The sequence below is a fragment of the Bacillus haimaensis genome (assembly GCF_048270625.1).
In the GTDB taxonomy this organism is placed as follows: Bacteria; Bacillota; Bacilli; order Bacillales; family Bacillaceae_I; genus Sutcliffiella_A; species Sutcliffiella_A haimaensis.
Window position 1 is genome coordinate 2,020,541 of the sequence record NZ_CP158164.1, and the last position, 15,038, is coordinate 2,035,578.

General features: G+C 43.9%; 14 protein-coding genes and 1 pseudogene. All 15 read right to left on the reverse strand.

All coding sequences use genetic code 11. The annotated features are described in order from the left end of the window. Nucleotides 1–245: 245 nt before the first annotated feature. Complete coding sequence (locus tag ABN702_RS10265) at nt 246–575, reverse strand: EscU/YscU/HrcU family type III secretion system export apparatus switch protein (protein WP_417900570.1); 330 nt, start codon at nt 573–575, stop codon at nt 246–248. Then, a complete protein-coding gene (locus ABN702_RS10270) occupies nt 572–1,885 on the reverse strand; it encodes a hypothetical protein (RefSeq protein ID WP_417900571.1) in 1,314 nt (437 codons plus the stop codon). Before ABN702_RS10270 ends, ABN702_RS10265 begins: the two co-directional genes overlap by 4 nt. Nucleotides 1,886–1,904: 19 nt before the next feature. After that, on the reverse strand, nt 1,905–2,678 hold the full coding sequence (locus ABN702_RS10275; RefSeq protein ID WP_417900572.1) for a ribonuclease HII: 774 nt from the start codon (nt 2,676–2,678) through the stop codon (nt 1,905–1,907). 66 nt (nt 2,679–2,744) lie between these two features. Next, nucleotides 2,745–3,602 carry a ribosome biogenesis GTPase YlqF gene (gene ylqF, locus ABN702_RS10280; protein WP_417900573.1) on the reverse strand — a complete coding sequence of 286 codons (858 nt, stop codon included), beginning with the start codon at nt 3,600–3,602 and terminating at the stop codon, nt 2,745–2,747. Between the two features lie 38 nt (nt 3,603–3,640). Continuing rightward, nucleotides 3,641–4,195 carry a signal peptidase I gene (gene lepB, locus ABN702_RS10285; protein ID WP_417900574.1) on the reverse strand — a complete coding sequence of 185 codons (555 nt, stop codon included), beginning with the start codon at nt 4,193–4,195 and terminating at the stop codon, nt 3,641–3,643. Nucleotides 4,196–4,426: 231 nt separating this feature from the next. Further along, on the reverse strand, nt 4,427–4,771 hold the full coding sequence (gene rplS / locus ABN702_RS10290; protein ID WP_417900575.1) for a 50S ribosomal protein L19: 345 nt from the start codon (nt 4,769–4,771) through the stop codon (nt 4,427–4,429). Nucleotides 4,772–4,889: 118 nt separating this feature from the next. Then, on the reverse strand, nt 4,890–5,636 hold the full coding sequence (gene trmD / locus ABN702_RS10295) for a tRNA (guanosine(37)-N1)-methyltransferase TrmD (RefSeq protein ID WP_417900576.1): 747 nt from the start codon (nt 5,634–5,636) through the stop codon (nt 4,890–4,892). A gap of 2 nt (nt 5,637–5,638) precedes the next feature. Further along, the gene (gene rimM, locus ABN702_RS10300; RefSeq protein ID WP_417900577.1) at nt 5,639–6,157 is read right to left on the reverse strand and encodes a ribosome maturation factor RimM; all 519 of its coding nucleotides are present in this window, start codon (nt 6,155–6,157) and stop codon (nt 5,639–5,641) included. A 144-nt stretch (nt 6,158–6,301) separates the two neighbouring features. Next, nucleotides 6,302–6,532: a KH domain-containing protein gene (locus ABN702_RS10305; protein WP_417900578.1), complete on the reverse strand. Its 231-nt coding sequence runs from the start codon at nt 6,530–6,532 to the stop codon at nt 6,302–6,304. Nucleotides 6,533–6,540: 8 nt separating this feature from the next. Further along, a complete protein-coding gene (gene rpsP, locus ABN702_RS10310; protein ID WP_417900579.1) occupies nt 6,541–6,813 on the reverse strand; it encodes a 30S ribosomal protein S16 in 273 nt (90 codons plus the stop codon). A 119-nt stretch (nt 6,814–6,932) separates the two neighbouring features. Continuing rightward, nucleotides 6,933–8,279: a signal recognition particle protein gene (ffh, locus tag ABN702_RS10315; protein ID WP_417900580.1), complete on the reverse strand. Its 1,347-nt coding sequence runs from the start codon at nt 8,277–8,279 to the stop codon at nt 6,933–6,935. Between the two features lie 12 nt (nt 8,280–8,291). After that, on the reverse strand, nt 8,292–8,621 hold the full coding sequence (locus ABN702_RS10320; protein ID WP_386637569.1) for a putative DNA-binding protein: 330 nt from the start codon (nt 8,619–8,621) through the stop codon (nt 8,292–8,294). Between the two features lie 605 nt (nt 8,622–9,226). Next, a complete protein-coding gene (gene ftsY / locus ABN702_RS10325) occupies nt 9,227–10,219 on the reverse strand; it encodes a signal recognition particle-docking protein FtsY (RefSeq protein ID WP_386637571.1) in 993 nt (330 codons plus the stop codon). 29 nt (nt 10,220–10,248) lie between these two features. Continuing rightward, nucleotides 10,249–13,813 (reverse strand): annotated as a pseudogene (smc, locus tag ABN702_RS10330) (chromosome segregation protein SMC). A 284-nt stretch (nt 13,814–14,097) separates the two neighbouring features. Then, nucleotides 14,098–14,838 carry a ribonuclease III gene (gene rnc / locus ABN702_RS10335; protein ID WP_417900581.1) on the reverse strand — a complete coding sequence of 247 codons (741 nt, stop codon included), beginning with the start codon at nt 14,836–14,838 and terminating at the stop codon, nt 14,098–14,100. Nucleotides 14,839–15,038 lie beyond the last annotated feature (200 nt).

Genomic DNA, 15,038 nt, shown 5'->3' on the forward strand with positions numbered 1-15,038 from the left:
GGATAAATGCAGCAGAAAATCCAAAAGCCGATTTTTTACGGGCAAAAGCAACAAACTTTACGAAAAGAGCCTAGTTAAAAAATAGACTGCGCTTTCATTTTATTAAAAGGTTTGGCAAATGTCTACCTTTCTGCAAAAATATTATACTATTTTCAAAAAATTATCATTTGACACCTAGATTTTGTATTAAATGAGCTTTAAAAATGGCGATAATCGAATTTTTGACAGATTATTCAATTATTTTGTTATTTTAATAAACCTTCTTGATTGACCAATTCGGATGTTTCAGCTTTCTCCTTTTGATTCAACTGATACACAAAGGACAGCACTTCCGCTATCACCTCATACAGCTCCTCCGGGATGCTTTCGTTCAATTCGATTTCGAGAAGCATCTCTATCAGAGCTGAATCCTCCTGAACCGGGATATTGTGCTTCACTGCTTCCTGAATGATGTTTTCCGCTACAATGCCCCTTCCTTTTGCACTGACAACCGGCGCGGAATGCTTCGCTTTATCATACTTCAAAGCAACTGCTTTCTTTCTTTCCATAGACGCTTTACCTTGACTATTGCTCATATTCGAAAGTCCACTCCTTCCCCGGAAGTGCTGAATATCTTTTTGACAAAATCCAGAGGTAACTCTTCAAGCCCATCTTCTTGCTTATGAACTGTTTTAATCGCTGAGAGAGTATAACCCTTCTGGTAGAGATTTTCTTTTAGCTGAGGGAGCCCCTTCTCCACCAAATCACCTAATGGAGGGTAGGAGTGGTGGATGGACAAGGTAATCACTCTTTGTTGCACGAACAAGTCGACCAAAGTGGTGGAAAAGAGCGGTAAATCGAGATAAAGGACAATACGGCAATAATCAGGATCAATTCCCTCGCCCTTTTTCTTTTTGGAACTCAGATGAACATACCACTCCCTGGATTCTTTCTCGACCACAACCGGAATAGGAAGGAATAGGTGTTGGAATGACCCCTCTTCCCTGCTAAGAAGCTGAAAACCTGTTAATTTATTTACGAGCTTTGCAACAAAGCCGCTTTCCTCCATATTCATCATGCCCTTCGCATATTCGAGCAGTAAGGGCTTAAGCTGTTCTAACGGCTGGCTTGATAAGGGCTGTTGTGAGTGGAGTCTTTGAAATAGGGTATTTTCATAATCCAACCCCGTATTAGAAAATAGTTGTTTCAAAAACAGCACTATTTCCTTTTGTGATTGGAGAGGGGCGGGAATTGCAATCTTTTCAAGCTGCGCTTGCAGTTTCAATGTTTCGGGGCTTGCTTCCTTTGACACACTGATTAGTTGTTTCACCTTTTCCATAGTACTACCCAAAGATTCATCATCGAGCAAGGCTGCAGTCAGGAATGGCAGATTTTTATGTACAGCTTCAGGTGTGGCAGCATTTCGAACGATCAAGAATTTAGTCAGCTCCATCGTGATTTCCTTTTGAGCCCCTTGATACCGATCAATCACTTTGGCCAGCTGTTGAAGGTCAGGGGGAGCGAGCTTCACCCCCACTTCCCTTATATGGTGCTCCAGCCTATGTATAGTAGACTGCGCTTGAAGATGTTGCAGCCCTTTTGATGGCGTTCTGTTCCCGGGCAAGGATTGTGTAGCATTTTCAATGGCTGATATGGTGCGGTCCACTCTGAGAACCAACCCTTTTTCTTCCCTCATACTATGAAACACATATTCTTTTCCCACTTCAACAACCCCTGAGATCTTGGCTGAAAAAGAGACTCCCCCTTTTTGAACGGTAAAAAGAGCACCATTCAGCTGCTCTGTCACCTTTGCCTGAAATATGTCCGGCAGCTTATGTTTGCCCTTTTCCAGTTTATTTAATAGACCGTCCGGAATTCTATGCTGTATAAGCTGCCAAATATTCATCGCGCTATTCCCCTTTTTCTCAACTCACAACCAATTCTTTTACCGGGGAAAAGGAATGTCGATGCTCCTTCATGATTCCCACTTCTTTTATTGCCTCAAGATGTTCACTTGTTCCATATCCCATGTTCTTTTCGAAACCATATTCAGGGTATTGTGCCGCAAGTTCTTTCATATACGAATCACGGGCCTCTTTGGCAAGCACAGAACTTGCTGCAATCGAAATACTCTTAGCGTCCCCTTTGATAATGGAAGTCTGAGAAATGTCAAGGTCGAGTTTCATGGCATCGATCAGGAGATGATCCGCTTTAACTGATAACTGTTCAATCGCCAACCTCATCGCAAGCTTTGTAGCTTCGTAGATATTAATCCTGTCGATCGTCCTGGAATCCACAACACCAATACCAAAGCTTACCGCATGCTCTCTTATATACTCATTGAAAAAAGCGCGCTTGGAAGCTGATAACTTTTTGGAGTCTGTCAGACCTAGAAGTTGAAAATCTTTCGGCAGGATGACCGCTGCTGCAATCACAGGTCCTGCCAGCGGCCCGCGGCCGACTTCATCTACCCCTGCAATATGGTGACACCCTTGTTGATAAAGGGAATTTTCATATTGGCTCATTTCTTCAAACTGTTTATGTAATTGCATGTCCAGCTCGATTCCTTTTTCCCATCGCTTCACTAGAGCCTTTACGCCCTTCCGTTCGTCGCCTTTCAGGGAGTCCAGAAAGGGATCATCGGCGCTTTTCAACTCTCTCAGCTTTGCTTCTATCTCTTTTATCGGAGTATTCTTCATTGTGTTTACCTCTCATTTTTCATTATCTGGTATAAATAAAAAAAGGCAGCAAAAATTGCTGGCCTCCTATAACTGTACAGGTGCTTCAAAGCTAAGTTTTCCGAGCTTCTCTTGTCTTATTTCCCTGATGACAAGCTCTGCAGTCTTATCGTAGTCCACATGGCCGCCACTCATCATACAACCACGTTTGGAGCCGATTGCATCGAAGAGATCCACTATATCTTCAGGGATTTCCTCCAGTGCATAGCGTTCACGCAGTCTGTCCGGGTAGTGCTCCGTTAGGAAACGCAACGCAAAAACTGCAATATCCTGAAGATTGATGATGGTATCTTTGATGGCCCCTGTAGTCGCAAGACGATATCCGACCATCTGATCTTCAAACTTCGGCCAAAGGATACCAGGGGTGTCCAATAGCTCGAGCTCTTTTCCAACCTTCACCCATTGCTGGGCTTTGGTCACTCCGGGACGGTCACCGGTTTGTGCGATATTCTTTTTTGCCAGCCTGTTGATCAAGGTGGATTTCCCTACGTTCGGAATACCCACAATCAAAGCCCTGATCGCTCGGGGTCGAATCCCGCGGGACTGCATTTTATCGAATTTTTCTTTCAGCAGCTCTTTTGAAAGGGAGGATATCTGCTGAAGGCCCTTCCCTGTCTGGGAGTCGATGGCTATCGCCTTTGTTGTTTCCCCTTTGAGGTTGAAATATTCCAACCACTGCTTGGTGATTCTTGCATCTGCCATATCCGCTTTATTCAACAGGATGATACGAGGCTTGTTTGCCACAATCTCATCGATCATCGGGTTGCGTGAAGATACTGGAATACGAGCATCCACCAGTTCGTAAACGATATCTATTAATTTTAGTTTCTCTGTTACCTGTCTCCGGGCTTTTGCCATATGCCCCGGGAACCATTGAATTGTCATTGCCTGATGCCTCCTGAAATCCTTACCGAAATATTGCCTTAATCCACCATTCTAAGATCAGCCAATGGCCAGTATACGATATTCGTCTTGCCTAGCACTTCCTCTTGACTTACAGTGCCAATATGACGGCCATCCCTGCTGTAACGGCGGTTATCCCCCATGACAAAGATGTGGCCTTTTGGAACAACCTTTGATCCGGTGCGCTCTTCCAAAGTGAAATCCTCGGTTAGAGGACCGTCCCCTTGCAGCTGTTCCTTGTACTTGTCCAAATATGGCTCTTCGTACGGTTCACCATTGATGTACAGCACATCATCACGGTATTCTATTTCATCACCCGGCAATCCGATTACACGTTTGATATAATCCTTGTCTTGTGTTGCATGGAAGACGACAATATCAAATCGTTCCGGATCACCAATTTTATATCCGATTTTATTGACAATCATTCTGTCTTTATCATGAAGAGTCGGCATCATGGATTCTCCGTCTACCACTATAGGTGCGAAAAAGAAATAACGAATGCCTGCTGCCAGTAAAACAGCGATTGCCAAAGCTTTTACCCATTCCCAAAGCTCATTTTTAGAACGTGCCATATCAGTTCCTCCGCTACTCTCAATTAGTGTGTAACAACATGGATGAAAATATATGCCAGACCGGCCAAGCATTAACGATCGGTCTGAAACTCCCCGAATATAACCTTGTCTATCAATTGCCTATATGTATTCTCTTCCTATTATATACCTTCTTTTGGGTTTGGGAAAACTCCAAGCGCCATAGATTTCTGATTAACAAAAAAAGAGCTTGTCACCAAGCTCTCCCTTTTATTATCGAATTTCTTTGATACGCGCTTTTTTACCACGTAATGCACGAAGATAGTAAAGTTTCGCACGACGTACTTTACCACGACGAACTACATCGATTCCTTCAATCTTAGGAGAATGAACAGGGAATGCACGCTCTACACCTACACCGTAAGAGATCTTACGAACAGTAAATGTTTCGCTGATGCCGCCGCCACGACGCTTGATTACTACTCCTTCATACACCTGAATACGCTCACGTGTACCCTCGACAACTTTAACGTGTACACGTACAGTGTCTCCGGAACGGAAAGCTGGAAGATCAGTTTTCAATTGACCTTGCGTAATTTCTTGAATTAATTTTTGCATAGTTTTCTACTCCTTTTCCACAGATGTTCATTCCATACTTCTGATGCAGCGGAACATCGTTTTAAGACATAGCTAGGCTAAGTCACAAAGAGTATAATAGCATATTGAATAAAAAAAATCAATATCTCTTATCCTCTTTTTTAATCTCCTGCAACCATTCTTCCTGTTCTTTCGTCAACGAATATCCTTCAAAAAGATCTGGTCTTCTCTCCCATGTTCTCTTGAGCATTTCCTTGGAACGCCATTTTTCGATGTGCGCATGATTGCCTGACAATAATACATCCGGCACCTTCATCCCCCTGAAATCAGCAGGCCGTGTATAATGGGGGTGTTCGAGCAGACCTGTGCTGAAGGAATCCTGCTCATGAGATTCCACTTTTCCGAGGACATCAGGTAAAAGCCTTACCACACTGTCCACGATGACCATGGAAGCCAGTTCCCCGCCAGTCAGGACAAAATCCCCGATAGACAGCTCATCTGTTACGATGTGTTCTCTGATTCGCTCATCATAGCCTTCGTAATGGCCGCAGATGAAGATCAGATGTTCTTCCTTGGAGAGCTCCTCCGCTTTCTTCTGTGTGTAGCGCTCGCCTTGAGGGCACATAAGGATGACACGGGGCCTTTTGGCAGTGGTGGATGCCCTCAGGCTTTCCACCGCATCAAAGATGGGTTGAGCCTTCAGTACCATCCCAGCACCACCCCCAAATGGGTAATCATCTACTTTTTTATGTTTATCCGACGCGTATTCACGAAAATCCGTCACCCGATACTCCACAGCCCCCTTGTCGGCCGCCTTTTTTAAAATGGAGGATTGCAGGACACCTGGAAACATTTCAGGGAAGATGGACAGTATATCGATCTTCATTATCAGAACAGCCCCTCTAATGGCTCGATGATGATGGTCTTTTCTTTTACATCCACCTTTTTAACAACCGATTCGATGTAAGGGATCAGGATGTCTTTCCCTTTTTGAGGCTTCACTACCCATACATCATTTGCCCCAGGTGTCAGCACTTCCGATACCTTGCCGATTTCCTCCATGTTTTCCTGCAGCAACACCTTGCAGCCGACGATTTCATGGAAATAGTATTCCCCTTCTTCCAAGTCCCCTAACTGATCCTCAGGAACCTTGACAATGGCTCCTTTCAGGTTTTCCACTTGATTGACGTTATGAAATCCTTCAAACGTCAGAAGATCAAAGGACTTGTGAACTCTTCTCGTCTCCACCACTACTTCAAGCGGTTCCTTCTGATCAGGCAGGAATAGATAAAGGCGGTTTCCTTTTTTATAGCGCTCTTCCGGGAAGTCGGTTCTTGATACAATCCGGACTTCTCCCTTGATTCCATGCGTATTCACCAATTTTCCCACATTATACCATTTCGACACACGTAGCACCTCCATATACATTTTCCTCGGACATCTATGTAGCATTATTTTACCCTGATTCACTTAAATAACCTATTAAAAATGAATTCCGTAACATATGGAACATCCTCTAAAACAGGAAAAAGGGAAGCTATAAAGCCTCCCCTACTCCAGTATTTCTAATTGCACTCGTTTATTTTCATGAGAGGCAGCAGCGAATAATACAGTTCGAATCGCTTTTGCAATTCTTCCCTGCTTGCCAATCACTTTCCCTAAATCATCTTGATGTACTGCGAGTTGATACGTGAGGGCATTACCTGTTGCCTTTTCAGTAACAACCACCTGCTCTGGATGATCTACCAACGACGTCACAATTGTTTTAATCAGTTCTGTCATCTGATCTCTTATTTGCTTAATTTAGCATTGTGGAATTTTTCCATAATACCTTCGTTAGAGAAAAGGTTACGAACAGTGTCAGAAGGCTTCGCGCCATCTTGTAACCATTTTAAAGCTAGATCTTCATTGATTTTAACTTCAGCTGGTTGTGTTACAGGATTGTAAGTTCCAACTGTTTCAATGAAACGTCCATCACGAGGAGAACGAGAATCTGCTACTACGATACGATAGAATGGGGATTTTTTAGAACCCATACGTTTTAAACGAATTTTAACTGCCATAAATATAAGCACCTCCGAAAATATTTCACACAAGATAGTATGATAACAAGTAGTTACTTGTTTGTAAAGTGTTTTTTCTTGTCACTTGATTTATTAAGAGAAAAAATGGTGTGAAAGGCTTACATGAAAGGAAACTTGAATCCGCCTTTTTTGCCTTTTCCTTTTTGCATGTTCGTCATTTGTTTCATCATTTTTTTCATCTCTTCGAATTGTTTGAGTAGACGGTTCACTTCCTGTACAGGACGTCCGCTTCCTCTTGCTATCCGTTTTTTTCGGCTAGCATTGATCAGATCTGGATTTTCTTTTTCTGCTTTTGTCATGCTTTGGATAATCGCTTCCACATGACCAATCTGCTTTTCATCTACCTGGACGTTTTTCAGGCCTTTCATTTTGTTCGCACCAGGTATCATCCCCAAGATTTCATCGAGAGGGCCCATGCTTCTTACCTGACCTAACTGCTCCAGGAAATCATCAAACGTAAAGCTCATCGTACGCAGCTTCTGTTCCAGCTCTTTCGCTTTCTCTTCGTCTACATTCGATTGTGCCTTTTCAATAAGTGTCAGCACATCCCCCATACCTAAAATACGGGAGGCCATACGCTCAGGATGGAAAGCTTCAAGGGCATCCAACTTTTCTCCCATACCAATAAACTTGATCGGAGTATTCGTTACCGCCTTAACAGAAAGCGCCGCACCACCACGAGTGTCTCCATCCAGTTTTGTCAATACAACTCCCGTCAAGCCCAGCTGTTCGTTGAAGCTTTCCGCTACATTGACAGCATCCTGACCAGTCATCGCATCCACCACCAGGAAGATCTCATCCGGTTTGGAAATTTCTTTCACCTGTTTCAACTCGTCCATTAACGCTTCATCAACATGCAGACGTCCGGCAGTATCGATCAGCACATAATCATGGTGCTCATCTTTTGCCTGTTGGATGGCCTGCTTCGCGATTTCCACTGGACTAACCTTGTCTCCAAGGGAGAAAACCGGCATGCTTAATTGTTTTCCTAAGGTTTCAAGCTGTTTGATTGCTGCAGGACGGTAAATATCGGCAGCTACTAGAAGAGGCTTTCTATTGTGTTTTTTACGCAATAGGTTTGCCAGCTTTCCGGTAGTGGTCGTTTTACCAGCACCTTGTAGACCTACCATCATAATGACGGTTGGCGGGCGGTTGCTTACAGCAATTTTACTTTGTTCCCCACCCATCAGTTCAGTCAGTTCTTCTTTAACTACCTTGATGACCTGCTGACCGGGTGTAAGACTTTTCATGACTTCTTGTCCAACTGCACGTTCATTAACACGTTTGACAAAGTCTTTCACTACTTTGAAGTTTACGTCCGCTTCTAGCAGAGCCAGTCGAACCTCACGCATCATTTCTTTTACGTCTTGTTCACTGACTTTACCTTTTCCACGAATCTTCTGTATCGTATTTTGCAAACGGTCGGCTAAACCTTCAAATGCCATGTATGCCGCCCCCTAATCTAATTTCTCGAGCGATTCGATAAATGTTAAAAGCTCTTCTTTTGACGGATTGGTCAAAAGTGTACCCTTCAACTGATTTATCAGCTCTTGCCGCTCTTGAAACTTTTGAAATAACAAAAGCTTTTCTTCATATTGTTCAAGCATCTGTTCCGTACGTTTGATGTTGTCGTACACCGCTTGACGACTTATGTTATATTCCTCTGCTATCTCACCAAGGGAGTTATCTTCTAGGTAATACAAAGCCATATAACTTCTTTGCTTTGGCGTCAACAACGATTGATAGAAATCATAGAGATAGTTCATTCTCGTTGTTTTTTCTAGCATCCTACTCACTCTCCCTTGTTAAGTGAAATGCCTTTACAATAAGTTAGTTTACATTTTGTTTGAGGGGATGTCAAGTTTTTTTCTTGTCATGGGGTCTCGTTGGGAGGTGGTGCATTAATAAATTTGTGTAAAATGGGATGCAGGTATCGTTCGAAGGGTTCGTTGATTCCCTCACTCCCTCTTTTCGCGATGAGTGAAGGTATCATTCCTCTCTTTTGATTCCCTCACTTCCCCTTTTCGCAATGGGTGATGGTATCATTCCGGCCTTTTGATTCCCTCACTTCCTATTTTCACAATGAGTGAAGGTATCATTCCTCCCTTTTGATTCCCTCACTCCCTATTTTCGCGATGGGTGAATGCATCATTCCACCCTTTTGATTCCCTCACTTCTTCTTTTCGCGATGGGTGAAGGTATCATTCCTCCTTTTTGATTCCCTCACTCCCTCTTTTCGCGTGGATGAAGACATCATTCCGCCCTTCTGAACCAATAACAAGCTGCACTGGTACTCCTTTGTGCCAATAAATTGACTTGGATTTTCGTCCAGCGCTAATCATCGTCCCCTCTTCAATAAAGAAAAACCGCCCCAAACCGGAGCGGCCTCTACCTATTCTACTACTTCCTTATCCACCATATCTGCAAAGAGTCCATACACATACTGTTCTGCATTGAACTCTTGAAGATCTTCCACTTTTTCACCGAGGCCGACGAATTTCACCGGGATCTTCAGCTCGTTGCGGATGGCCAGTACGATACCACCCTTTGCTGTTCCATCGAGCTTTGTCAGAATGATACCGGAGACGTTTGTCACTTCAGAGAATATCTTTGCCTGGCTCAGTGCATTCTGGCCTGTAGTTGCATCGAGGACAAGCAACACTTCATGAGGAGCCCCTGGCACTTCGCGTTCGATTACACGTTTCACCTTTTCAAGTTCCTTCATCAGGTTCACTTTATTTTGCAGGCGTCCGGCCGTATCACATAACAGCACATCCGCTTTCCGGGCTTTTGCCGCCTGGATTGCATCAAACATTACGGCTGCAGGATCGGATCCCGAAGATTGCTTGATTACGTCGACACCTACGCGCTCACCCCATACCTCAAGCTGTTCAATCGCACCGGCACGGAAGGTATCCCCTGCTGCAAGCAGAACTTTTTTGCCATCCTGCTTCAATTTATTGGAGAGCTTTCCGATTGAGGTGGTTTTCCCGACACCATTTACACCAACTACAAGAATGACTGTTAAGCCTTCCTCCTGCATGTTGATGCGTGGGGAGATATCCTCGCCAGCTTCATAGATTTCCACCAATTTTTCGGAAATGACTGCCTGTACCTCGCGCGGGTCCTGGATGTTGCGGCGCTTCACTTCCATTCTGAGTTCATCAATGAGCTCCATAACGGTATTGACGCCGACGTCTGCCCCAATCAGGATTTCTTCCAATTCTTCGAAGAAATCCTCATCCACTTTACGATATCGGGCAACAAGATCGTTTACTTTACCTGAAAAGGAATCTCTTGTCTTAGTCAGACCTTCTTTGAACTTTTCTGAAACAGATTCCGTTTGAAAAGTGATTTTTTCTTTCAACTTTTTAAAAAAGCTCATTCTATCTCTTCCTCTCTAATAACGCTTTTTTATTGGACTAGTTCCCTGGATTCTTCCAGCCTTACGGAAACGAGCTTGGAAACACCGGATTCCTGCATGGTCACTCCATAGAGTACATCACTGAATTCCATCGTTCCCTTACGATGTGTGATGACGATGAATTGCGTGTCCTTACTGAACTGCTTCAGGTATTGCGCAAAACGGTGGACATTCGCTTCGTCAAGCGCCGCTTCCACCTCATCCAGAATGCAGAACGGTACCGGTCTTACCTTCAGAATGGAGAATAATAGGGCGATTGCGGTCAATGCCCGCTCCCCTCCAGATAACAGCCCTAGGTTCTGAAGTTTCTTTCCTGGTGGTTGTGCGACGATATCTACACCTGTATTCAGCATATCATTCGGATCGGTCAGTACAAGATCCGCTCGTCCGCCGCCGAACAAGGAACGGAAAACATCATGGAAATGGGCGCGGATATTTGTAAACGTCGTTTCAAAACGTTTTTTCATCTCTTCGTCCATCTCTCCAATGACTTGGAACAGTGTATCTTTCGCTTCCTGCAGATCATCCTTTTGCTCTTTCAGGAAATAGTAACGTTCACTTACTCGATCATACTCTTCGATAGCCGCAATATTAACTGTTCCAAGCTCTTCGATGGCAAGCTTGATCAGCTTCACTTTTTTACGCGCTTCCTCAATTTCCACATCAAGGGATACGCTTCTTTCGCCGCTTCAAATGACAGCATATACTCTTCCCTTAAATGATGAAGTCTATTATCAAGTTCCACATCCAGACGGTTCAGCCTTACCTCTTCCGCTTTCAAAATATCTGTGAGCTGCTTGTATTGCCTTTTCAGCTCTTTTAGCTCCAGCTCTTCATTTTCAACCTTTTCATAGATGGTCAGACGCTGTGCTCTCCGCTCGGCAATCAACTTCATTGTCGTATTTTTGTCCTGCAGCTTTTCTTTTGCAGCCACTTCCAGCTTCTGTTCCCCGGAAGAGTTGTCATTCATCTCGCTTTGAAGCAGCGCCAGGTCTTCCCGGATCTCTGTCAATTTCTCTTGTGCTGATTCAATTTCCTGTGAGATGTTTTCCACTTTTTCCGATTGACTATGAAGCTTTTCTTTCTTTCCTGCATAATCAACTTTAAGTTGGGTAAGTTCGTTTTGGACAGCTTCCTTTGTTGTATGCTGTTCATTTTTCTTGGTATGCAGCTCGGTTATTTCCCTATCAAGCTCCACAATGCCAAGACCTACCTCTTTCAGCTCTTTCTCTAGGACAGTTTTGCGGTCGACCGCTTGCTGGATAGAGGTGGAAAGCTGCTGTTTTTCGTAATCATACAAGCTAAGATGCTCATTGACATTTTTCTCTTCCAGCTCCACTTCCCTGATCTGGCTCAGGACTTCCTGCTCCCTATAGCGTAGTTCCTCTCCAGCTTCTTTCAACTGTTGGACCTGTAACTCTTTTTCCGAGATTTTCTGCTTGAGTGTTTTCACTTGATCTTCAAGAAGGGACGTTTTCCCTTCCATCTCCTCAAGCTTGGAAGCAATCGTATCCAGCTCACGGCCCCTGCTAAGGAGACTGTTGGACTTTTGCTTAACAGCTCCACCGGTCATCGAGCCCCCGGATTCACCACATCACCATCGAGCGTGACAATCCGGTAGCGATGCTGAAGTATGGAGGCTAGTGCATTGGCCCCTTTAAGATCCCTTGCAATTACGATGGTACCTAAAAGATTGAGAACAATATTTTCATAGGCCGGATCACTTTCCACAAGTGATGCCGCTACTCCAACAAATGCATCATGCTGGCCAATCTGCTTCAGCTGATACTCCGGCATTGTTCGCGGCTTCATCACGCTAAGAGGCAAAAAGGTGGCTCTTCCATAGCCGTTCTTCTTCAGATACTGGATGGAAGACCTGGCACTCTGTTCATCCTCCACCACAATGTGCTGGGTTGCGCTCCCGAGGGCTATCTCAATGGCTGTCTCAACGATCTGATTCACCTGGATCAGTTCAGCGACCGCCCCTTTGATACCGGATAAGCGGTTTTCATCACGGGCTTTCAGTATCTCTTTGACACCCTGGAAAAAACCTGCAAAATCCCCTTGCATGGTTTCGAGCATTTCCTTCCTGGATCTTGTCTGCTGAAGGAACTGGTATGCCTGGTATAGGGTGGTTTCTTTCTTTTGATAGGATTCCTTGTATTGATCTAAAGTTGCCTGCTCTTTTCGAAACGAAGCAATGGTTTGATGAAGATCTTCACTGACAGCCTTATGCTTACTTTCGATTTCCAGCTTTTTCTGTTCTGTGGCATGACGCTGGTTCACATACTTCTGATTCCCTTCGTCAAGCCTCTGGATTTTCAATCCTTCTTGTTTTTCTTGTTGATCTAAATAAGTCAGCTCGTTACGAACAGTAGCTTGCTTGTTTAATAGTTCAATATATTCACTTTTGAGTGCATCAATCTTCTCTTCGATGTTCAAATCGAACTGCTCATTGATCAGCTGCTTCTCCTTGAGCTGCTGTTCCGTTAAAATCAGCTCCTGATGAAGAGTTTCAAGCAAGGCTTTTTCTGTTTGCCATTTCTCTTTATGCGACTTCAGGAACTCATCCAGCTCCACCGATGATTTTTCCAGCTGCGCCCTGTTTGAACTTGCATTCTTTTTGCGTTCCTTCAGGACTTCCTTCCGTCCTTCCAGCTTTTCAAGCTCCGAGCTCGCAACAAGCAATGCCTGCTGGAGGGAGTCGACGGATTCGTCGAGTGCAGCCACTTGGTCTTTATACTTTTCAAGTGTCGCTTCCTTTTGTGACAGTTCAGAAGAAAGGGTCAATTCCTTTTCCGTACTTTCCTTTACTTCCTGTGAGGTTCTTTCCCACTTTTGGTGCAGTTCTTCAATTTCGTAGACGGTTACCCCTACTTCGATCTGCTCAAGCTCTTCCTTTTTCTCCAGGTAATCCTTCGCAATGGAAGCCTGCATTTTCAGCGGCTCCACCTGCCCTTCCAGTTCATGCAGAATATCCGATACACGATTCAGGTTTTCCTGTGTGTCCCAAAGCTTGCTTTCCGCTTTCTTTTTACGGGATTTATACTTCAGCACACCAGCCGCTTCCTCAAAGATGCTTCTTCTCTCTTCCGCCTTGCTGCTCAGGATCTCCTCGACTTTCCCTTGACTGATGATGGAAAACGCTTCTTTACCAAGTCCGGAATCCATGAACAGGTCGACAATATCCTTCAGGCGGCACGATTGCTTGTTAATCAAGAACTCGCTGTCACCGGAACGGTAGGCGCGCCTTGTTACACTTACCTCCATGTAATCGATGGGCAGGATGCGCTTGCTGTTATCAAGTGTGAGGGTAACTTCGGCAATATTCAAAGCCTTCCTGCTGTCACTACCTGCAAAAATGATATCTTCCATTTTCGACCCACGCAGAGATTTGGCTGACTGTTCTCCCAGCACCCATCTGATGGCATCGATGATATTGCTCTTTCCACTTCCATTTGGGCCAACAACGGCTGTTACCCCAGGTACAAAATCTACCGATATCTTTTCTGCAAACGACTTAAATCCAACCACTTCTAATCGTTTGAGGTACATTATCCTTCACCTCTGTTTTATGTATAGGCTTTATTCGCATACATTGTTGCTTTTTCGTATACAATTACAGCCCGTAATTTTACTCGTCTTCGTGCTCTTTTCCAATTCGGAACATTGTATCCCTAATAAACTTGAAGTAGTTAATGCAGTAAAAATCCAAAAGCCGATTTTTTACGGACAAAAGCAACAAACTTTAAGAAAAGAGCCTATGTAAAAGAGAAAGAAGGCGACCCATATAGCCGCAGCGGAGGCACCATCGGATCGCCCTCTATTCTCCATTCCTATTATTTCGATTGCTTGAGCTTATCTAATGCGAACTGTGCAGCGTGCTGCTCGGCTTCCTTTTTCGATCTGCCGACACCAATTCCAAGCTCCTCTTTATTTAAACTGACCTTGGAGACAAATTCCCTGTTGTGAGCAGGACCTTTCTCCTCAAGGACTTCATATTCAATCACGCCAAGAGCATTGCGCTGAATCAATTCCTGCAATTGACTCTTATAATCCATCACATGAGAAAAAGCACCTTCATTTATTTTAGGGTACACGTATTTTTCCAGGAATAAGAATACGGCTGGCAGTCCAAGATCCAGGTACAGTGCCCCAATAAAGGATTCAAACACATCCGCAAGCAAGGCTGGTCTGGCTCGTCCACCGGTCAATTCCTCCCCTTTCCCGAGCAAAACGTAAGAACCGAAAGAAAGCTCATTTGCAAAAGAAACAAGTGATGGCTCGCACACGATAGATGCACGCAATTTCGTCAACTGACCTTCACTCATCATAGGAAATTTCTTATATAAGAATTGAGAGACCGTCAATTCAAGCACTGCGTCCCCCAAAAACTCCAATCGTTCATTATCCTCATATGGCTTTCTCCGATGCTCATTCACATACGATGAATGTGTAAATGCCTGATACAGTAATTTATCATTTTGAAAATCGATGCCCAATTCTTCTTGAAGCGTTTGGAACTTCTTTGAGATCGCTTCACTTTTCTTTTCATTTATTCGACTTTTATTTCTTGTCATAAAGGTGCCTCCAACATACATTCTTCTTTCTCTATGCTGACTATTAAATCATGTGACGAAAGATGTAAACAAAAACTATTTTAACAAATTATTTATAGGTTACAAATAGCATCTTACACCATTTGCTCATTTTTATGTAAAAAACTTATGTTAGCATAGATTTGTGCAGAAATACAGTCGGACATCGTTTGAATGGATAG